Source organism: Streptomyces sp. NPDC056480, assembly GCF_042795405.1.
Classification (GTDB): domain Bacteria; phylum Actinomycetota; class Actinomycetes; order Streptomycetales; family Streptomycetaceae; genus Streptomyces.
On record NZ_JBHTSA010000006.1, the window covers coordinates 82356 to 104889 of the forward strand.

At 74.1% G+C, this 22534-nt stretch carries 4 protein-coding genes; all 4 read right to left on the reverse strand.

Going from position 1 to position 22534, the window contains the following annotated elements; genetic code table 11:
* Positions 1–21 precede the first annotated feature (21 nt).
* The 4 genes from ACFQ79_RS05100 to ACFQ79_RS05115 all read right to left on the reverse strand — a co-directional run bounded on the left by ACFQ79_RS05100 (position 22) and on the right by ACFQ79_RS05115 (position 22523).
* On the reverse strand, positions 22–9702 hold the full coding sequence (locus ACFQ79_RS05100; RefSeq protein WP_383579452.1) for an SDR family NAD(P)-dependent oxidoreductase: 9681 nt from the start codon (positions 9700–9702) through the stop codon (positions 22–24).
* The gene (locus tag ACFQ79_RS05105; protein ID WP_383579453.1) at positions 9699–19385 is read right to left on the reverse strand and encodes an amino acid adenylation domain-containing protein; all 9687 of its coding nucleotides are present in this window, start codon (positions 19383–19385) and stop codon (positions 9699–9701) included. The genes ACFQ79_RS05100 and ACFQ79_RS05105 overlap by 4 nt, the downstream gene beginning before the upstream one ends.
* Positions 19382–20692 carry an SRPBCC family protein gene (locus tag ACFQ79_RS05110; protein ID WP_383579454.1) on the reverse strand — a complete coding sequence of 437 codons (1311 nt, stop codon included), beginning with the start codon at positions 20690–20692 and terminating at the stop codon, positions 19382–19384. Before ACFQ79_RS05110 ends, ACFQ79_RS05105 begins: the two co-directional genes overlap by 4 nt.
* A gap of 586 nt (positions 20693–21278) precedes the next feature.
* A complete protein-coding gene (locus ACFQ79_RS05115; protein WP_383579455.1) occupies positions 21279–22523 on the reverse strand; it encodes an NAD(P)/FAD-dependent oxidoreductase in 1245 nt (414 codons plus the stop codon).
* Positions 22524–22534: the final 11 nt, after the last annotated feature.

The following is a 22534-nucleotide window of genomic DNA, read 5'->3' on the forward strand; positions in this document are numbered from 1 at the left end:
TCCTTTCGTTCGGCTCGCCGGTCATGCCTGGACCACCCCGCGCCCGCCGTCGTGGTCGAGCAGGGGGCGCAGCAGCGCGCTGAGGGTGGAGTCGACGGCCCCGGTGCGGTCGGGCACGGCGGCGGCCGGGGGCGCCGGGATGCCGGCGGGTGCGGCCAGGGCGGTGAGTTCGGCCGCGATGTCGTCGGCCGTACGGGCCCGCATCAGGAGCGACGGGTCGACGGTCCGGCCGCCCCGTTCGAGGGCGGTGCTCAGTTCCGCGATCATCAGGGAGTCCAGGCCGAGGCCCTGGAGGGGCCGGTCGCCGGGGTCCTCCCCCAGTACCTGGAGGAAGGCCTCCCGGACGCGGCCACGCATCGCGGTGGTGTCCTGGCGCGTGCGCGCCGCCTCCGGCCGGGCCCCGGCGGGGCCCTCGGCACGGGCGGCCGGGGTGACCGGCGAGGCCGGTACCACCGGAGCGGCCGGGGTGATGGGGGCGGGTGCGGCTGTGGTCGTGTCCACCGTCCCCGCCGGGGCGGACGCGGTGGTGGTGGCGGGTGCGGCGGTGCCCACCGTCCCCGCCGGGGCGGAGGCGGTGCCGGGGAAGACGACGGCGCCGCCCGACCGCAGGTGGTCGAAGAAGGCGTCGAGCGCTTCCTCGGCGCCGACCGAGTGCGCGGCGGAGAAGGCGTCGTCGGCCTTCATCCCGATGCCCGTCCAGTTGGGCCAGGCGTGCGCGGTGACCGCGGTGACCTCGTCGTCCTCCCGTTCGGCGAGCGCCAGTTGGAAGGCGTTGGCGAGGCTGTAGTCGACCAGTCCGCGGCCTGCCAGGGCCTGGGTGCCGGCGATCGAGGAGACGAGGACGGCGAAGTCGGCGCGCTGCTCCTTGGCCAGGCGGACGACGTGCAGCGAGCCGGCCACCTTGGGCGTGAGCACCTTCTCGGCGTCGCTCCAGGGGCGGCGGTGCATCGCGCCGAAGGAGTTGACCCCGCCGGAGGCGTGCACGACGCCGACCAGCCTGCCCCAGCGCCGGCCGAGCCGGTCCGCGACGGCGGCGAGGGCCGTCGGGTCGGAGACGTCGCAGGGCGCGTACTCGACCTCGGCGCCGCCGACCGCCAGTTCCCGCAGGGTCTGCGCGCGGGTGGCGTCGAGGGCCGACCGGCCGATGACGGCCACGCGCCGGGCGCCCCGCGCGATGAGGCGTTCGGTCAGTCGCAGTCCGACGGCTCCGAGTCCCCCGGTGACCAGGCAGTAGCCCTCGGCCGGGAGGAAGTACGGAGGGCCGGGCCGGGCGGGCGCGGTCTCCGGTACGTACCGGGCGCCCTGCCGGTAGGCGGCGACGGTGGTCCCCGCGTCGGCGGTGTCGGCCTCCTGGGCGCCGGACAGCAGTGCGGCGAGCTCGGCGGCCAGGTGGGCGGCCTGGTCGGCGGCCGGATCGGCGGGGTCCAGGTGGACGACGGCGGTGGGCCGGCGCCCTTCAGCGCCCGCGGCCCGGACGGCCATGGCGGCCGCGGCCCGGACCGGGTCCGGACCGGCGTCTCCGCCCTGCGCGCCGTGACCGGTCCGGGCGGCGGAGTGCAGGTCCGTTCCACCGAACGAGGCCCAGAGGACACCGGCCCGCTGCGGCAGCGCTCTCATAAGGTCGCCCAACTCGCCCCAGAGGGAGCTGAGTTCGGCAGGGTCCGCGTGCCGGGTGGCTCGGGTTCCGACCACGACGGCGGCGTCTGCCGACACGCCGGGCGCGACGACGGTGAGGCCCCGGTCCCGCAGGAGCCCGGTCAGAGCCTGCCCGAGGGCGGGGTCTGCTGCGGCCACGCTCACCGTCGCCGGTCCGGCCGAGGGGGCCTGGGGCAGGTCGCGGGCGCGCCACTGGACGCGTACGGCCGGTGTGCCGGGCTGCCCGTCCCCCGCCGGCGTCCCGGCATGCCCGGTGCGGTCGGCCTCCTCGGGGCCGCGCCAGAACGGGGATCCGGCGAACGGGTAGGTGGGCAGATCCGTGACGCGGGCTTCCGCGGGGGACAGACCGGACCAGTCGATGTGCGCGTATCCGGCGGTGGCCAGCTCCGCCGCGTGGGCGGGGTGGCCGGGGGCGGCGGTCGTCCCGCTCAGGGCCGCCGCCGCGTCGGCGGTGAGGTCGATGTCGACGGGGGCGACGGGGTGCGTCCCGTCCGCGACCGAGCGGAGCGCCGCCGCGAGGTCCGCCGCCGAGCGTCCGTGCACGGCGGTCTGGTACTCCAGAGGGGAGCGGCCGGTGTTGGCCGTGTGGCACAGGTCGGCTGTCTCGGCGGAGTCGCGCGCCGTGTCGAAGCGAGCGGCGTACGCGGCGGCCAGCTTCCGTACGGCCGTCTCGTCCGCACCGGTGACGCGGACCACGAACGGCTCCGGGAGGTGTACGTCCCGGACCGGGACAGCGGGTGCCTCTTCCAGGATCACGTGGGCGTTCACCCCGCCCATCCCGAACGCGCTCACCGCACCACGACGCGGCCCATCGACCGGACGCGGCCACTCCGACACCCGATCCGCAAGAAAGAACGGCGTCCCCTCGAAACGAATGTGATCATTCGGCCGCACCACATGCAACGACGGAGGAACCACACCCCGCTCCATCGACAACAACACCTTCACCAGACCAGCAAGACCCGCCGCCGGCTCCAGATGACCCACATTCCCCTTCAACGAACCCAACGCACAGAACTGCGAACGAGACGTCAACCCCCGCCACGCACGCGTCAAACCCTCCACCTCGATCGGATCACCCAGACTCGTCCCCGTCCCATGCGCCTCCACCAAACCGATCGACTCCACCGACACACCCGCATTCACCAACGCCGCAGAGATCACCGACTCCTGCGCCGCACTGCTCGGCACCGTCAACCCACTCGTACGACCCCCGTGATTCACCGCCGAACCCTTCACCACACCCCGGATCCGATCCCCATCACGCAAAGCCGCACGCAACGGCTTCAACACCACCGTCACCACCCCCTCACCCGGCACGAACCCATCCGCACCCGCATCGAACGGCCGTGAGTGGCCGGAGGGCGACAGGGCGCGCAGGTTGCGCATGGCGACGTAGTGCAGCGGGGACATGGCGACCCGGACACCGGCGACGACGGCCTGCTCGCACTCCCCCGCGCGGATGCTCCGCACCGCCGTGTGCAGCGCCACCAGCGACGACGAGCACAACGTGTCGATCGTCATGCTCGGCCCGTGCAGATCCAGGAAGAAACTCACCCGGTTCGCCAGGAAGGCGTTGTGATTGCCCAGGCCGGCGGGGGCGTCCAGCTCCGGGGAGATGTTGTAGTCCTTGTAGTGCTGGTAGCTGGCCCCGACGAACACGCCCGTGGCGGGCGACAGTCCGCGCGGCGGCAGGCCTGCCGACTCCAGCGCCTCCCAGGTGGTGCGGAGCAGCCAGCGGGCCTGCGGGTCGAGCGCCTCGGCCTGCTTGGGGAAGAAGTCGAAGAACCGTGCGTCGAACTCCTCGACGCCGTCGAGGAACCCGCCCACGTCCGGCTCCCGCCCGTCGGCGTACCGGCCCCAGCGGCGCGCGGGCGCGGGGCCGACCCGGTCGCCGGACTCGGCCATCAGGTCCCACAGTTCCTCCGGGTCCGTGGCGCCGGGCAGGGCCACGGCCAGCCCGATCACGGCCACGTCGTCGGCGGAGACCGCCTCGCCGGGGTCCGCGCCGTAGAGCGCGGCCGGGTCGGCGGCTCGGCCGGAGGCCCGGTGAGGGACTTGGCCGGTGGCCGGACCTGTGGCCTCGCCGGTGGCCGGACCGGTGGCCTCGCCGGTGGCCGGACCGGTGGCCTCGCCGGTGGCCTGCGGCGCCGCTTCGGCGGCGGGTGCCGCCTCGGCCCCGGGCTGCGCGAAGGCGTTCTCCGGGGCCGGTTCGGCCGCGAAGGCGTGCTCAGGGGCCAGTTCGGCGACGTGGGCGGCGAGGATGCGGCAGTCGGCGGCGTCCAGGACGTCCGTCGGGCTGAGCGGCACCCCGTACCTCTCGTCCAGGTCGGCGGCGACGGCCGTCGCGAGCATCGAGTCGATGCCGACGGCGGACAGCGACGTGGTCGCGGTGATCCGGGGGTCGTGCAGGGCCGCCCGCACCACCTCGACGACGGCCGCCTCGGCCGCCGCCAGCCGTGCCGAGCGGGGCACGGGGCCGGACGCGCCCGCGCCCCCGCCCGCGCCCCCTGCCGTACTCGCGCTGCCGGCGGTGGTACCTGCCGTGCCCGCGCTGCCGACGGTGGTACCGGCAGCGCTGCCGGTACCCGTGCCGTTCCCGGCCACCGTCCGGTACTCGATGCCTTCGAGGCGGACCAGGACCCGGCCGTCGTCCGCCAGCAGGTCGACGGCGCCGCGCCGTACGCCGTCGGCGCCCGCCTCGGCACCGTCGAGCAGCACGAACGCGGTGCGCGCGGGGTCGCCCCAGCGTGCTGCGCCTTCGATGGCGACCGGCAGGAAGGTGCCGGTCGGCGCCTCGGGGTCGGCGAGCGTGAGCACGGCCATGGCCTGGAGGGCGGCGTCGAGCGCAGCCGTCTCGGCCTCCAGGGGGCTGCCGGCCGGGATGTCGACGCGGGCCAGGACCCGGCGGGGTCCGTAGTGGACCTCGGTGATCGACCGCAGCGGGGCGGTCAGTTCCATGCCCTTGGCGGAGAACCAGGCGTAGAGGCCCGCGGGTTCCAGGCCGCGGCCCAGCTCCGCGCGCAGGGCGTCCAGGTCCCGCGCGGCGGGCGCGGGCCCCGCCTGGGCGGCGCCGGTGGTGAGCCGGGCGATGGTGCGGCCGGCGTGCCGGAAGGCAGCCGGACCCGTGCGGCCGGGCTCGTCGAGGTCGGTGGTCAGCGCGTGCGGGCCGCTCCCCCGGCCGGTGAAGGCGACGGCACGCAGTTCACCGGCCGCCCGCAGCCCCAGGGCGAGGGGCACGGCACCGGGCACGGTCTCCTCGCCGAGCACGCGGTGCGCACGCGAGAGCCTGCGCACGGCCTCGGCCACGTCCTCGGCCCCGTCCTGCCCCTGGGCAGCGGCCCGAGGCCCGGCCGACGCGTCCGTGGGGGCGACAGGGACGACGGGGACGGTGGCTGCGGGTGCCGGGCCGAACGGGTACGGCGGCAGCGGTCGGCGACGTACCGCCGGGTCCGGGTACACGGACGCCCAGTCGACACTCGCGCCTCCGACGTGGCGGAGGGCGTGGACGCCGAGCCCGGCCGAGGCGGTCTCCACCACGACGGAGCCGCGCACGACGGTGCCGGGTGCCCAGTCCGCGAGTCGCAGGGCGTGGTCCAGTCCGGTGCCGATCTCCCAGGCGGTGCCGCCGAGCACGGCGATCCGGTGTGCCCGGTGGTCGCGTCCGACGGCGCTGGAACGGCACAGTTCCCGTAAGCCGGAGGCGGTCTCCCCGCGTAGCGCCGCCCGCGTGGCCGCGATGCGCCGTAGCAGGGCCTCCGGGGTATGGCCGGAGAGGACCAGCAGATGCTCGCCGGTGGCGCCGTCCTCGTGGGCGGCCTCGGCGGCCGGTCCGCCGCCGGTCACGCCGGCGCGGTGGTCCCCGACGTACTCCTCGACGACGACATGGGCGTTGGTGCCGCCCATGCCGAAGGAGCTGACGCCGAAGCGCCGCGGCCCCGCGGAGGTCCACGGGCGGGGCTCGGTCGGGATCTCGAACGGCCCGGAGGACAGGTCGAGGTGGCTGCTGGGCTTCTCGAAGCCGGCGACCGGGGGGATCTCCCCGTGCCGCAGGCACAGCAGGGCCTTGACGAGTCCGGCGAGCCCGGCGGCGGGCTCGAGGTGCCCGATGTTGCCCTTGACGGCGCCGAGGTGGCACGGTCCTTCGCGGTCGGGGTCGCCGCCGAACACCTCGGTGAGGGCGGCGAGCTCGATGGGGTCGCCGAGCCGGGTCGCGGTGCCGTGGGTCTCGATGAGGGAGATGTCGGCCGGGGCAAGCCCGGCGTCGTCAAGCGCCGCGCGGACGACGGCGGCCTGCGCCTCGCTGCGGGGCACGGGCAGGGCGCTGCCGCGGCCGCCGTGGTTGACGGCCGTGCCCCGGACGACGCCCCAGATGAGGTCGCCGTCGCGCTCCGCGTCCGCGAGCGGCTTCAGCAGGACGGCGAGGGCTCCCTCGCCAGGGAGGAAGCCGTCCGCGTGCTCGTCGAACGGTTTCGGATGGCTCTCCGACAGGGCTCCGAGCTGGCTGAGACTGCGGTAGTACCAGGGCGTCAGGCCGACCTGGCAGGCCGCCACGATCGCGGCGCCGCAGTGGCCGGCGCGGAGCGCGGCGACCGCCTGCTGGATCGCGACGAGCGAGGACGAGCAGAGGGTGTCGACGGTCTGCGAGGGGCCGGTGAGGTCGAGGGCGTACGAGATCCGGTTGGCGAGCACCGCGTTCATGGAGCCGAGCGCGGTGTGCGGGCCCACGGTCTCCAGCCCCTGCGCGTCGCGGTGGTGGGTGTAGGTGGCGCCCACGAAGACGCCGATGTCGCGGCGGCCGGCGAGGCCGGCGTCGTCCCTGACCGCCCAGGCGTGCTCAAGGAGCAGCTTCTGCTGGACGTCCATCTCCTCGGCCTCGCGCACCGAGATGCCGAAGAAGGCCGGGTCGAACCGGTCGACGCCGGAGAGGAAGGCGCCCTTGCGGCAGTACGTGCCGGTCATACGCGGCCCGCGCTGCTCGAAGTGGGCGTCGACGTCCCAGCGTTCGGCGGGTACGTCGGTGAAGGCGTGGCCTCCCGCGCGCACCAGCGGCCACAGGTCCGCCACGCCGCCGGGCGCGCCGGGGAGGTCGCCGGACACGGCGACGACGGCGACGTCCAGGTCGCGTCCGCGCGCCGCCGAACGCCGGGGGCGCTGAGGCGCGGTGGCGGGGGCGGGGGCGGAGACGGTCGCAGCGGAAGGGCTCGCGGTATCTGCCGCGCCCTGAGAGAGGTCGGGCTCGACAGGCCGCGCGGGCTCGACAGGCCGGGCGGACTCGACAGCGGCGGCCTTGGCGTCGGTGGCCCCGGCGGCCGCCCCGGCCGCGTCGCCCCCGGCGGGCTCAGGCAGCGCCGCCGCCGCGCCGTAGCGCTCGGTGAGCGCCTCCGCCAGTTCGTCGAAGGCCCCGTACTCCAGGAAGAGCGTGGCCGGGAGGCTGACGCCCCAGCGGCGCGACAACTCCTCGGACAGTTCGACGCTCATGATCGAGCTCATGCCGTAGTCCGACAGGAGCGCCTCGCGGTCGAGGGACGCGATTCCCAGCCGTTCCACGAGGAACTCCGCCAGCGCGTCGGCGACACGCACCACGGCGTCCCCCGTCGTCCCACCGGAGCTGTCGGTGCCCCCCGCCCCGCCGGTGGCGGCGGAGGCGGCGCCCGCGGTCGCGGTGGAGACGGCGGAGCCGGCGCGGATCTGCTGGTCCTCCGGCTCGACGATCTCGGTGCCCGCGTCCGGGTGGGCGATGACGAGCTGCCGGACGGGCTGCTCCGCCCCCAGGACGGCGACGAGGGCGTCCAGGCCCTCCTCGGTGGTCAGCGGCCGGACGCCGCGCGCCCGGAGCTGGTCCGCGACGGCGGTGCCCATGCCGACCTCGCCCCACAGGCCCCAGTCGACGCTGAGCCACGGCGCACCCTGCGCGTGGGCGTAGCCGTCGAGGTAGGCGTTGGCTGCGGCGTAGCCGCCCTGCCCGAGATTGCCGAACGTGCCGGAGACGGAGGCGAACAGCACCGCGAAGTCGAGGTCGCTCCCGGTGACGGCGGCGGCCAGCTCGCGGACCCCGTCGGCCTTGGGCCGCATCACGGCCGCGACGTCCTCGGCGGTGGCGCTGCGGATCAGCCCGTCCTTGAGGGTGCCCGCAGCGTGGATGACGCCGTGCACGTCGCCGTGCTCCCGCCGCATCCTCTCCACCAGGGACGTCAGGGCGCCGGGGGCGGTGATGTCAGCGCTGTACGAGACGGCCAGGCAGCCGTGGGCGGCGATGGCGGCGGCCCGCTCGTCGGAGGCGGGGTTCCCGCCGGAGCGGGAGACCAGCGCGACGACGCCGGCGCCCTCGCGGGCGAACCGTTCGGCCACCTCGAGGCCCAGGCCGCCGTGGCCGCCGAGGACGAGGTAGCGTCCGCCGGGCCGGACGGGGCCCTGCCCGGCGGGTCGCGGCAGGGTGTACGCCGAGCGGTCGCGCACTCGGACGGGCACGTGTCTGACGTCGCCGCGGTAGCCGGTCTCGACGGGCCCCCGTGCGTCGCCGAGTTCCGCGACGAGGGCGGGGAGCAGCGTGCCGGGGTCGCCGCCGAGGTCGACGATGCGCGGGCGCAGGCCCGGGTACTCGATGGCGGCGGTGCGCACGAGGCCCCACAGGGCGGCGCGGGCCGGCACCGGCCGGTCGCCGTCGGCGACGGGCTGGCCGTCGCGGGTCACGACGAGGAAGCGGGACTTGCGCTGCCGCTCGCCGAGGGTCCGCAGGGCGGCGAGGCAGGCGTACAGGCCGAGGCGCAGCTCCTCCTCCTCGCCCCGGTGGTCGTCGGTCGGGGCGTCGGCGTTCCACAGGTGGACCACGCCCGCGACGGGGTCGCCGATCTCCTCCCAGAGCCGGCGGAACGCCTCCTGGTCGGGCCGGTCCAGCGTCAGCCGGTCGGGGTCGGCGGCGGCGTTCGCGGCCGGGCCGGCGGCGGCGTTCGCGGCCGGGTCGGCGGCGGCGTTCGCGGGCGCGGCCGGGCCGACGGCGACCTCCACGACGCGGGCGCCGTCGGCGCGCAGCGCCTCGGCGGCGCCCGTGCCGAGCCGGTCGCCCGGGCCGTGGTGGAGGACCACCCAGGTTCCGGACGCCGGTTCGCGGCGGGCGGGGTCGCCCTCCTCGGGGTGCCAGTCGATGCGGGAGACGGGCAGCGGGTCCCGCCGTTCCGCGGCGCTGTCGGACGTCCGTGCCGAGGCCGTGGCGCCGGTCGCCGCTGCGGGCGGGCGGGTCACGGTGGTCGTACGCCGCATCCGTACGCCCTGGAACTCGGCGAGGACGTCGCCGGAGGGTCCCAGCAGCAGGGCGTCGGCGGTGGCGTAGGCACCGTCCTCGCCGGTGCGGCGGACGTGGACGGCGACCCCGTCCGTCGCCGTCGACAGGTCGGCGAAGAGGGCGAGCCGCTCGACGCCGATCGGCAGCATGGGGTACGGGCCGTCCGCACCCGTCAGGTCCTGAAGGGCGCAGCTGACGACCTGGAAGACGCCGTCCACCAGCAGCGGGTGGGCGTACCAGGGCATCGGCTCGGCGTCGGACCGCAGGGTGGCACGAGCCGTTCCGGCGTCGGCGACGGAGAGCGCGCGGACGGTGCGGAAGTCGGGGCCGTACTGGAGTCCCTCGCGCTCCCATCCGGTGTAGAGGCGCTCCGGGGCGATGTCACGTGCACCGGCGGGCTCGTGGTCCGTCGCGGTGCGGGCAGGCCGCGCCGCGTCCGCCGGGAGGAACCGTCCGGCGCCGGTGGACAGCTGCTTGCGGGTGCCGGCCACGAGGGTGGTCAGCTCGAAGCGGGTCCGGTCGGGGCCGGGGGTCACGTCGAGCCGGACCGGCGCGCTGCCCTGGTCGGCGACCGTGAGGGGGCGGAGGAACGACACCCCGGTGAGTTCCAGGGGAGCGAACGGTCGGCGGCGTGCGACACCGACGAGGGCCATCTCCAGCTGCACGGCCGCGGGGAGCAGTCCGGTCCCCGCGGAGCGGTGCTGGGCGATCAGGGGCTCCTGGCCCGTGAACGTCTTCTCGTACGTCTCTGGGGTGTGCGTCACTGTCCCTCGCTCCGGTGCTCGTAGTGACGGTCGAACAGCGGGTGTCCCGCGGTGGGCGCGGCAGGCGCGGTGGGCGCGGCGCGTTCGCCGCGGGCCGGGGGCGCCACCAGGTCCTGTCGGTGGAAGGGGTAGGTGGGCAGGGTCATCGTGCGGTGGCCCTTGCCGGCATGCAGACCCGTCCAGTCCACCGCCCCGGACGGACTCCCCGCATACGCCGCCACAGCCGCGTACACCTCCGCCTGATCCACCCGGTCACGACGAAGCGTCGACAACCACAACGACGGCTCGTCCCCCGACCACGACGCACGCGCCAACGACGTCAACTGCGGCTGCGCACCGATCTCCCACACCGCACCCGCACCCACACCCGACACCAGCCCCACAGCCTCCGCGAACCTCACCGGCTCACGGATCCCCCGCGCCCAGAGAGCCGCGTCCCTCACCGACTCCGGCGAATGCCAGCCACCCGACACCGTCGAAGCGAACGCCGCCCGCGGAGCCGACCATTCGACACCCGCCACCACCTCGGCGAACGGAGCCACCGCGCCCTCCATCAACACCGAGTGGAACGCATGACTCACCACCAACGGCTGCGACCGCAGACCCGACTCGGCACGGAACCGCGCCACCGCATCGGCCGGACCCGAAACCGTCGTCACACGAGGCGAATTGAACGCAGCAACCTCAACCCCGGGGAACGCCCCCAGCGCCTCCACCACCGCAGCCGCATCACCATGCACCGCCGCCATCGCACCCACACCAGGCTGCGACTCCATCAACCCACCACGCACCACCGCCAGACGCAGCAGATCCTCCAGACCCACCACACCCGCAGCCCACCCCGCACTCAACTCACCCAGACTGTGACCCACCACCACATCCGGACGCACCCCCAACGACTCCAACCACCGCACCAACGCCACCTGCACCGACACGATCCCCACCTGAGCGAACCGCGTGGAGTCGAGGAGGTGTGCCGAGGTGCCGAAGAGCAGGTCCGTCAGCGGTACGTCGAGGTGGCCGGCGAGCAGGTCGGCACACTCGTCGAGTGCCGCCCGGAACGCGGGCTCGGTCCTGTACAGGCCCTGGCCCATGCCTGCGTACTGTGAGCCCTGGCCGGTGAACATGAACACCACGGGGGCCGACGTGCGGCCGCTTCGGCGGGTCACCGGGGACGCGCCCGAGGCGACGTCCCGCAGTGCGACCGCGAGTTCACCCGCGTCGCCGCCGGAGACGACGGTGCCGAAGCGGTGCGCTGCGCGGCCCGTGTTGGCGGTGTAGGCGAAGTCGCCCAGGCGGTCGTCGTCCACCTCGGCCAGCCGGTCGGCATAGGCATCGGCGAGGGCGCGGACGGAGGTCTCGTCGGCCGCGTCCACCCGCACCAGATACGACTCCTGCGCCACCACCTCACGAGCAGGAACCGCAGGCGCCTCCTCCAGGATCACGTGGGCGTTGACCCCGCCCATCCCGAACGCGCTCACCGCACCACGACGCGGCCCATCGACCGGACGCGGCCACTCCGACACCCGATCCGCAAGAAAGAACGGCGTCCCCTCGAAACGAATGTGATCATTCGGCCGCACCACATGCAACGACGGAGGAACCACACCCCGCTCCATCGACAACAACACCTTCACCAGACCAGCAAGACCCGCCGCCGGCTCCAGATGACCCACATTCCCCTTCAACGAACCCAACGCACAGAACTGCGAACGAGACGTCAACCCCCGCCACGCACGCGTCAAACCCTCCACCTCGATCGGATCACCCAGACTCGTCCCCGTCCCATGCGCCTCCACCAGACCGATCGACTCCACCGACACACCCGCATCCACCAACGCCGCAGAGATCACCGACTCCTGCGCCGCACTGCTCGGCACCGTCAACCCACTCGTACGACCCCCGTGATTCACCGCCGAACCCTTCACCACACCCCGGATCCGATCCCCATCACGCAAAGCCGCACGCAACGGCTTCAACACCACCGTCACCACCCCCTCACCCGGCACGAACCCATCCGCACCCGCATCGAACGGCCGCAGGGCGTTGGACGGGGAGAACGAGCGGAGACGGGAGCCGAGCTGGAAGTACTGGGGGGACATGCCCAGGTGCACGCCGGCGACGACGGCCTGCTCGCACTCCCCCGCGCGGATGCTCCGCACCGCGGTGTGCAGTGCCACCAGCGACGACGAGCACAACGTGTCGATCGTCATGCTCGGCCCGTGCAGATCCAGGAAGAAACTCACCCGGTTCGCCAGGATCGCGTTGTGGTTGCCCAGGCCGGCGGGGGTCTGGACGACGTCGCCGACGACGGTGTCGCGGTAGTGCTGGTAGCTGGCGCCGACGAAGACGCCGGTGGCCGGCTGGGGCCTGCCCGCAAGCCCCGCGTCCTCCATGGCCCGCCAGGCGGACTGGACGAGGTGACGCTGCTGCGGGTCGATCCACTCGGCTTCGGCGGGCGAGAGCCGGAAGAAGCCGGGGTCGAAGTCGGTGAGGCCCTCGACGAAGCCCGCGCGCCGCAGATAGACCGTGCCAGGGGCGCCGTCCGTGCCGTAGTGGGCGTCGATGTCCCAGCGGGAGGCAGGGACCTCCGTCAGGCAGTCCTCGCCCTCCACCAGGACCCGCCACAGCTCCTCCGTGTTCCCGGCGTTGGGGAACACTCCGTCGATGCCGATGACGGCGATGTCGTGCGTGTCGGCGTCCGCGGCGGCGGGCACGGCGTCCGCTGCCGCGGGCACGGCGGGGGCCGAAGTGGCGATCCCGCTCGGCACGGGGGCCGGGGCCTGTGAGCGCGCCGGCTCCTCGCCCGGTCCGACCGGGCCTTCCGGCCCGCCCGCGCCGACGCCGGCCGGGAGGCCCGTCTCGTCGGCGGGCGGGAAGCCGGTCGCCTCGGCGGGCGGGAGGCCGGTCGCCTCGGCGGGTGGGGCGGTGACGCCGTACTCGTCCCGCAGTTCCTCCGCGAGGCGGTCGACCGTGCCGACCTCCAGGACGAGCGTCACCGGGATGTCGACGCCGAGCCGGGCCCGGATGTCCTGGGCCAGCGAGACGGCGAGCATCGAGTCGAGGCCCTGCTCCTGGAGCGGGCGGTCGGTTTCCAGTTCGGCGGCGTCCAGCTCCAGGGCTTCGGCCACCCAGTCGGCCAGGACCGCCTCGAGCCCGCGGCCCGGACGGCCGCCGGGCAGGTGCCCGTTGGCGGTGGGTACCGCGGCCGGGGCCGGGGCGCGCACCGGCGCCGGGGCCTGAGCGGGGGGCGCGGCCGGGGCCGGGCGGTGGTCGTGGCCGGTGTCACCGGCCCCGCCCGGCCCGGACGGCGCCGGGGACAGCCGCTTCCAGGTGATGCCCCGGGCCTCCAGCACGGTCTCGTCGCCGTCGAGGACGACCAGGCTGGCGGTCAGCAGCCCGGAGTCCGGCCCTGAGTCCCGGTCGCGCCGGGCGTACACGCGGGCGGTGGCGGGAAGCCGGCCGAGGACGGTGAGCCGCTCGACGGTGAAGGGGACGTACAGCCCCTGCGCGCCGCAGGCGGCGAGTGCGATCTGGAAGGCGCCGTCCAGGAGCCGGGCGTCCACGGTCCGGTCGGCGTGGCCGCGCAGCACGCCCACGGCCTCCCCTGGAGCGACCGACAGGGACGCCACGGTGCGGAAGCCGGTGCCGTAGTCCAGTCCGGCGCGGGTGAACGCGGCGTACATCGCGTCCAGTCCGACCTCGGTGAAACGGTTCGCGGCGGGCGGGACGGCGAGCGTCGGCTGCTCGGGCTCGGTCAGCGTGGCGGTGCACACCAGGGCGCCGGAGCCGTCGCGGAAGGCGAGGGCGTCGCCGTCGCGTGCGGCCGTGAGGGTCGCGGGGGCCTCGACGGCCGCCCGGAAGGTGAGGTCGCGCAGACCGAAGCGGTCCCGGCCGAGGAAGTCGGCGACCTTGGCCGGGTATCCGGCGCCCGGCAGGGTGGGCCGGCCGAGGACGAGGTGCTCCGCCGCCTCCGGGTGCTCCGTCCACGAGCTGCGTGTACGGGCGTGAGCGGGCGGGGCCGCCTGCTGCTGCGTGGGTTCGAGCCACAGGTACTTCTCGGCGTGCGGCGCGGTCGGGAAGCGCACCCCCGGCCGGCGGCGCGGCCCGGTGGCGAGGCCGGTGCCCGCGACGAACGCCTGTGCGGCAGCGGCGAGTTCGCCGCGGCTCACGGGCGTTCCGGTGGGCAGGTCGTGCGGGCGCGCCGCCGCGGACGCGACTCCCACGTGGAGCGAACGCACCTCCTCGACGCCGGCCAGGAACAACTGGAGCTTGTCCTGGAGCTGCTCGGCGCTGTCGGCCACGCATGCCAGCCGGTGCACGCCGGCCGGCCGCAGTCGGCTCGCCTCGGCCAGTGCCTCCAGGGAGGGGCAGTAGGCGGAACGCAGCATGAGCACGAGCCGGCGTGCGAGGGTGCGCAGCGCGTCGTCGGATCCGGCCGAGAGGACCAGCAGCTGGGGACCGGAGTCCGTGTCGCCCTGTTCCGCGCCCGGTGCGGCTTCGACCACGACGTGGGCGTTCGCGCCGCCGAAGCCGAAGCTGCTGACGCCCGCGACGCGTGGGCCTGGGCCCCACGGGAGGAGCCGGTCGGCCACGTACAGCGGTGAGCCGTCGAAGTCGAACGACCTGTTCGGAGTCTCGTAGTTCAGGGACGGCGGGATGTGGGCCGCCTGGAGGGCCAGCACCGTCTTGATGAGGCCGGCGATGCCCGCGGCGGGCTCCAGGTGGCCGAGGTTGGTCTTGACGGAGCCCAACGCGACCGGGGTGCGGCCGGCGGGCTCGCCGAGGACCGCGTGGAGGGCCTCCAGCTCGATGAGGTCGCCGAGCTGGGTTCCGGTGCCGTGCGCCTCGACGTAGCCGATGTCGGCTGCGGTGCGTCCGGAGCGGGCCAGCGCCCGGCGCAGTACGGCTTCCTGGGCCGGCCTGCTGGGCGCGGTGAGGAAGCCCGCGCTGCCGCCGGTGTGGTTGACGGCCGTTCCGCGGATGACGGCGAGGACCGGATCCCCGTCGCGTTCGGCGTCGGAGAGCCGCTTGAGGATCAGGGCGCCGGCGCCCTCACCGCGCACGTAGCCGTCGGCGGCGTCGTCGAAGGCCCGGCAGGCGCCCTGTGGGGAGAGCATGCCGTTGCGGGTGAAGGAGCGGGTCTTGGCCGGGGTGAGCACCAGGTTGGCGGCGGCCACCACGGCTGCGTCGACCTCACCGGCCCGCAGGTGCATCGCGGCCTCGTGGAGGGCGACGAGCGACGACGAGCAGGCCGTGTCGACGGCGAAGCTCGGGCCGGACCAGTCGAAGACGTGGGACAGGCGGTTGGCCACCATGGAGGGGGCCGTGCCGGTGGCCACGTGCGGGTCGGAGTGGCCGATGCTCCCGGCGACGATCTCCGGGAAGTCGCTGGCGATGGCGCCGACGAAGACGCCGGTGGAGGCTCCGAGGGAGGTGTGGTCCCGGCCGGAGCTCTCCAGGGCCTCGGAGGTGACGCTGAGCAGCATCCGCTGGAGCGGGTCCATGCGGCGCGCCTCGCGTTCGGTGAGCCCGAAGCGGGCGGCGTCGAAGTACTCGACGCCTTCGACCCAGCCCATCCGCACGTCGTCGGCGCCCGCCTCGGACCACAGGTGGGCCCAACCGCGCTTGCCCTCGGGAGCGGCACCGATGCTGGACACGCCGGCGACGAGGTTCTGCCAGAACTCGTCCGGGGTGCCGGCGCCGGGGAACCGGCACGCCATGCCGATGACGGCGAGGGCGCCGTCATCGGCCGGCCGCGCGGACGCGGCGGCGGACGAAGTGGCGGCGGGCAGAGTGGCGGACGGGGTGGCAATGGCAGTGGCCACGGTCGAGGACGGGGTGGCGGCGGGCACGAGCGTGGCCGACGTGCCCGCAGCGACGGGCGTGACCGGCGCGGACGCGGCGGGCTCGGCAACGGGCTGGGCGAGCACGGCAACGGGCTGGGCGAGCTCGGCAACGGGCTGGGCGAGCTCGGCAGCGGGCCGGGCCGTCACGTACGCCGCCATCGGTGCCGTCCCGACCGCCGTCGCCGTCCCCGTCTCCTGGTCGCGCAGGGGCACGACGCCCTCGGCACCCAGGAGACGGGCCAGCTTCACCGGGGTCCCCGAGGCGAAGATCGAGGGGGCGGTGACGGAGGTGCCCAGCTCGCTGCTGAGGCGGGCGGCGGCGACGGTGACGTTCACCGAGTCGCCGCCCAGGTCGAAGAAGTTGGCGTGGACGTCGAAGCCGGAGTGGTCCAGCGTGGCCGCGAAGACCCGTGCGACGGACCGCGCCAGCTCCTCTTCCGTCATGGCGGGGTCGGCGGTCGCGCCGGACCCGGCGGTGTCCTCGGCCGTCGTCGCGGCGGTCGGCCGCGCGGCCGCCGCCGGCTCCGGTTCCGCCGCCGCCAGGGGCGCCGTTTCGGGGCTCGTCGTCGGCGCCGCGGCGGGCTCCGGCTCTTCGCCGGAGCGCAGGATGGTGTCGCGCGTGGGCAGCGGGAGCTTGGCGCGGGCCACCTTGCCGTTGTCCGTGAGCGGCAGAGCGTCGAGGTTCACATAGGCGTCCGGCACCATGTAGGCGGGCAGGGCGGCGCCGACCAGGGCGTCGAGCCGCGACTTGCCCGGCATGGCGTCGCCCACCAGATAGGCGGTGAGCCTCAGTTCACCGCGACCCTCGAACCGCGCCGCGACGACGACGGCGGCCGTGATGCCGTCGATCCTCTCCAGCATCCGCTCGATCTCGGCGGGCTCGATGCGGTGGCCCCGCACCTTGACCTGGGCGTCGGACCGGCCGAGCCACTCGACCGCGCCGGCCGCGTGCAGGCGGACCTCGTCGCCGGTGCGGTAGAGCCGCGTTCCAGTGACGGGGTGGTCGACGAAGACCTCCCGCGTCAGGTCCGGCCGTCCGGCGTAGCCGCGGGCCAGCCCGGTACCGGAGAGGTACAGCTCGCCGGTGCTCCCGGGCTCGCACGGGTTCAGGTCCTGGTCCAGGACGTGCAGCTCCATGTGCCGCAGGGGTTCGCCGAGCGGCAGGAAGGTGCCGACCGACTCGACCCGGTGGGCCGCGGCCCAGATCGTCGCCTCGGTCGGGCCGTACAGGTTCCACAGGGCGCGGGCGTGCTCGTGCAGCCGCTCGGCGGTGGCGGGCGACAGGGCCTCGCCGCCGGAGAGGACGGTCAGCCCGGGGTGCGGGGTCCAGCCGGTCCCCAGCAGCAGGCGCCAGAGGCTCGGCGTGGCCTGGGCCACGGAGACCCCGCTCGCCACCTCGGCCAGCCGGTACGGGTCGGCCGCGGTCTCGCGGGAGGCGAGGACGACCGTCGCGCCGACGGTGAGCGGCAGCAGCAGCTCCAGGAGGGAGATATCGAAGGCGACCGTGGTGTGGGCGAGGACGGTGTCGTCCGCGGTGACGCCCAGACGGTCGCCGATGCCGGTGAGGAAGTCGGCGAGTGCCCCGTGACCGATCTCGACGCCCTTGGGGTCGCCGGTCGAGCCGCTGGTGAAGAGCGTGTACGCCAGGTCGTCGGCGGTCACGCGCGGGGGTACGGCCTGGGCCGCTCCGTCCGACTCGGGCACCTGCCGCGCGGAGCCCAGGGACGCGCCCAGTTCATGGGTGCGTGCGTCGGTGAGGAGGAGTTCGCAGCGCGAGACGTCCACGTACCGCCGCAGCCGGTCCACGGGGTAGCCCGGGTCCAGGGGCAGGAAGGACGCGCCGGCCCGCAGGATGCCGAGCATGGCGGGGAGCAGCGCGGTGTCGCGCTCCAGCAGGACGCCGACCACCGAGCCCGGCTCGATGCCCTCGTCGTGCAGGCGGGCCGCGACGGCGTCCGCCCAGCCGTCGAGAGCGGCGTAGTCGAGCGTGCGGTTCCCGGCGCGGACGGCGACGGCTCCGGGCCGCTCCGCGACCGCGGCGGCGAAGAGGTCCAGTGCGGTCGGGCCGCCGGTCCGCTCGCCGGACTTCCCGGCGGAGTCCTCGGTGGGCTCCCCGGGGAGGGCGGTGGCCTCGGCGGAGGAGGACCTCGCGGAGGGGGACTCGATGGAGCCGGAGGCGGCGGACCCGGCGGAGTCGGCGGACCGGCCGGAGACGGAGGAGTCGGCGGAGTCGGCGGACTCCGTCGGCGGCTCGTCTCCCTGGAGCAGCGTCGCCATCGCCAGGTCCTCGACGCGCTCGACGAAGTCCAGCGCCTCGTCCTCGCCCATGGCGGTCTCCCGCACGAAGATCGTGGGCGGGCCGTCGCTCAGGCACAGCAGGGCGATCTCGGTGTGGGGGTCGGCTGACGCCTCCTCACCGGGATCGCGTTCCAGCACCATGACGCGGGTGAAGCTCGGCTCGTCGGCGCCGAGCGGCCGTCCGGCCAGGCCGAGGCGGACCTCGAGGTCGCCGGTGTAGCCGTGGCGGGCGGCGGCCTCGTCGAGCCTGTCCCGCAGGGAGCGGGCGGTCCCGCCGTCGTAGCGGACGGGGAAGCGGGCGGCGGTCAGCCCGTGCGTGCGCTCCGCGAGGACGCGGGCGGCCGACGGGGACCAGGCGAAGTCGAAGACCTCGTCGCCGGCGCGCTCGGCGACGGCCGCGAGGAAGGCGCGGAAGACGTCGACGCTCTCCTCGCGTGAAGCGGGGACGTACGCCAACTCGTAGTGTCCGTAATGGGCGGTGGCCGCGGAGAAGTCGTCGGCGGCCAGCGGGACCGGCCGCACGTCCTCCAGACGGGCGCGCCACCACGGCTCGTGGGGGCGCAGGTGCTTCTGGGCGTCGGCGATGTCGGCCAGGCGGTCCTCCGAGACGGCCGGGAGGGCGGCGCCCGGGGCGATGCCGAGCCGCTGGGCGGCTGCCTGGCCACTGAGCGTGCTTCCGTCGACGGCCCGCCAGTCGCTGAGGACGAGGTCGGCGTCGGGGGCGGCCAGGGTGATGGCCGTGGTGGTGACGGACAGCACGGTGGTCGTGGTGCGGGTCTCGTCGCGCGGGATCAGCCGGGCCTGCCGGGTGTAGACGGCGCCCTGTTCGGTGACGAGGGCGGGCACACCGAGCGGGTTGGGGAAGGAGCCGTGGTCCAGGGCCCTGACGAGCCGTACGGCCTCGGCGGCGGTGGTGCCGGCGTGGATGACGCCGCCGCCCGCCATGCGCGCGGACCTGCGGTAGAAGCGGCGCTCGCGGCCGCTCGTGTCGAGGGTCTCGGGAAGGGTGCGCCCGGCGACGTGCGGGACGAGGTCGGCGAACAGCTCGATGCCCGTCTCGGCCGCCTCGTAGGTGAGGGAGAGCGCGGTGGCGTGGTCGCGGACCGGAAACCAGCGCTCCAGGAGCACGCCGCCGGCGTCGACGGCCTCGGTCATCAGGTGCCAGGTGGCCGCGTGCCGCGGGGCGCCCTCGTACAGGGCCCAGGCCGGGACGTGACTGCCGGAGTAGCGGGGCAGCGGGCCGTCATGGAAGTTGATCGCGGCGATCTTCGGCAGGTCGAGGACGGCTCCGGGCAGGATCCGGAAGTTGACCATGCTGAACAGGTAGTCGAACGGCCGCTCCGACAGGAGCGCCATGAGGTCGCCGGCCGGGTCGTGCACGGGGACGCCGTGGGCAGCGGCCCAGGCGACGACGGCGGGGTCGTGGCTGAGGACGCCCTCGATCGTCACACCGGCGTCGAGGAGCCGGGTGGCGCACTGGGTGAGGACGCGGGTGCCGCCGATGAGGTAGCAGTTGGCGTTGGCTTTCGTGCTCACCGCTCCGCCTTTCCGGGTTCGGCGGCCTCGCCGTTCACGGCGGCGGACGGGGCAGGGGCCTCGGAGGCGGTGGTGGTCCCGGCGCTCTCGGCCTCGGAGGCGGCGGTGGTCCCGGCGCTCTCGGCTTCGGAGGCGGCGGTGGTCCCGGCGCTCTCGGCCTCGGGGGCCTCGGCGGTTTCGCGCACGACCCAGGCGTCGATCTGGGCGACGACCTCCTCGTCGTAGGAGAGCTGACCCGGGGTCCACAGCGGGTTGGAGAGGCCGCGGTGGGTCCGCTCGCACATCTCCCAGTCCTCGTAGTTGGCCTTGTCCCACAGCGCGAAGACGTCCTCGTGCGAGAAGTCGCTCTTGGCGGTCTCGCTGGGGTGGAACAGCCAGAAGTGGCGGACGAAGCAGGTGCCGGGACTCTCCGGCCAGACCCACTGCATCATCACGTAGTCGGCCGTGAACCCGAAGAGCAGGTTGGGCAGGATGGTGATCCAGTTGATCTTCTGGAGGTCGCCCTCCGGGACGTTCGGCATGGGCGTGCGGGCGCTGCGCCCCGACACGGAGACGGAGTTGTAGCCGGTACGGATCGACTGCCAGGCGCCGACGATGTCGCCCCGGAGGCCGTAGGTGCCCGCGTCGTCGAAGTCGGTGATGCGGTGCAGGTCCTTGTGGGCGGTCGGGAAGTGGAGGCTCTCGTTGACGTTGTGCGCGACGAGCTTCCAGTTCGAGGCGACCGGGTAGTCCTTGGCCTCGACGCACTCCAGATCGGTGAGGTCGTAGGCCTTGGCGAACTCGCCGAACTCGCCCAGCGACTCGTCGAGGTCCGGAGCGTCGTCGGAGAGGGCCACGAAGACGACACCGAAGCGGACCTCGGTCCGCACGGGCAGCAGACCGTTCTTCTCCTTGTCGAAGAAGTGGTCCATGTAGGTGCCGTTGAGGCTCTTGAGCTTTCCGTTCCGGTCGTAGACCCAGCAGTGGTAGAGGCAGACGAGGCTCTGGCGCTTGCCGGTGGCCTCCTCGACGAGCTTGTAGCCGCGGTGCCGGCAGTAGTTGTGGTAGCCCTGGATCCCGTTGTCACCGTGGATGAGCAGAATGGACCCGGAACCGATGTTGAGGGTGCTGTAGGCGCCCTTCTCCTTCAGGCGGGAGACGTGGTCGACCGGCAGCCAGCGCCGGCCGTAGATGCGGGACATCTCCCTGCGGAACTGCTCCTCGCCCGTGTAGAACTCGTGCGACCTGCCGATGCCGCCGGTCTCGAAGTAGGGCCTGTCCTCATCCTGCTCACTGATGAGGTCGAACATGCTGGACGCGCGCGTCATCTGCGGGACTCCCTCGAAGGCGAAGCACATGGAGTGGTGCCGTGCCGGCGCTGCCGTGGCCCGGGGCCTGTTCGGACAGGCCGCACCGGGCCACGTGCGCGCCTGGACGGCGGGTGGCTGGGGTGCTGCTGGAGAAGGGGAAAGAACTGTGATCGTCCGGGCGGGACTGCTCGTCCGGGCGGGCCCGGCGCGCCGGCGCAAGAGGACGCACCGGGCATCGGTGTCCCCCGTGGTCTTCGGGGGACACCGATGCCCGAGCGGTCACCCGTCACGGAACGCCGAGGGTCCGTGCGGCCGGGAGATACCGACCGGAACGGGTGTCCGTCGCGGACAGGGATGCGCGGTGAGTGACGAGGCTGGCGCGCATGGGTACGTGAGCCACCGCCGCGAGTGTAGGCAGAGGCGCACCCGGCACTCGACGGAGAGGCGCTGATCCGGAATCCGGAATCCGCGATCCGCGATCGGAGGTTCCCCAAGGAGCGGGATCCGGGATTCCCGGGGAGCGGGATCCAGGGTTCCCGGGGAGCGGGATCCGGGATTCCTTGGGGGCCGTCCGGAGGGCGCGGCGGCAGACGGCGGGCCGTGGTCAGCCGGCGGGGTCGTAGATCCGCTCGGCCTCCGGCACGCCGGCGGCGTCGTAGAGCCGCTCCAGGGCGTCCGGCGCGTAGATCTCGTAGTCCGGGACGATGCCGCCGATCAGGCCCAGCATCTTGTCGGTCCACTCCTGGGACTTGCTCATCGCGCTCATCGTCGCCTTGAAGAACGGCGGCAGCTCGGTGAGTTCACCCAGCGTCGTCGTGAAGTCGTAGACGCCGGCGCTCTCCTCGTCGCGGAGCTTGTTGTACTCGGCCAGCGCCTCCTCCATGGGGCGCTCGCCCGCAAGGCCCTGATGGATCCGCTCGGCGAGGAGCTCACCGTGCAGGAAGGAGTCCGTGATGCCCCAGCCGGTGTAGGGGTCCTTGTGGTAGCCGGCGTCACCGACCAGCGCCCAGCCCGGGCCGTACGCGCGGCGGTAGTAGTTGTCCGGGTAGCGCATGGGGCGGAAGTCCTCCACGCGCCGGCCCTGGTCGCGCAGCTGCTCGCCCATCTCCGGGGAGACATCGTCGATCACGGCCTGGAAGTTGGCCTCGACGTCCTGGCGGAACTCCTTGAGGTGGCGCTTGGCACCGATGATGGCGACCATGTTGACGTCGCCGTTGGTCGGCCAGGTGCCGAACCACTTCTCGTTGAAGCCGTTCTTGTGGTGCAGGCCCCACGACTCGAGGCCGCTGTAGTACGAGTAGTAGACGAACCCGGCGGCGGGGCGCACGTTGTACAGCTCGGCCCCCACCTTCTTGGCCACGGTGGAGTGGAAGCCGTCGGCACCCACGACGATCGTCGCGCTGAACTCGTGTTCCGGGCCGTCTCCTTCGCGGCCACGGATGCCCGTGACGCGTCCGTCGGAGACCACCACGTCGGTCACGGTGAATCCCTCGACGACCTCGGCGCCGGCCCGGCGGGCGGCGTTGACGAGTATCTCGTCCAGCACGGTGCGACGCGGGCAGTAGACGGCGTCGACGCCGTCGACGGGCTCCGCGAAGCCGTTGAGCTCGATGCCCCGGTAGGAGTAGTGCATCTTGCGGAGCGCGGGCGTCTTGGCGGCGATGATCTCGTCGAGCAGACCCCACTCCTTGAGGCGCAGCAGGCCCGCCTGGTGGATGTAGTGGGTCGACACCGTGTCACTGGGGAAGGAGGCCCGGTCCACTACGAGGACCCGGTGGCCCTGGCGGGCCAGATGCATGGCGAGAGGCGATCCTGCGCACCGGCCACCCACAACGATGACGTCATACATAGATTTCCCCT

Coding starts and splice junctions, on each gene's coding strand:
- ACFQ79_RS05110 (WP_383579454.1), bottom strand. CDS start 20,692: ATGACGCGCGCGTCCAGCATGTTCGACCTCATCAGTGAGCAGGATGAG.
- ACFQ79_RS05115 (WP_383579455.1), bottom strand. CDS start 22,523: ATGTATGACGTCATCGTTGTGGGTGGCCGGTGCGCAGGATCGCCTCTC.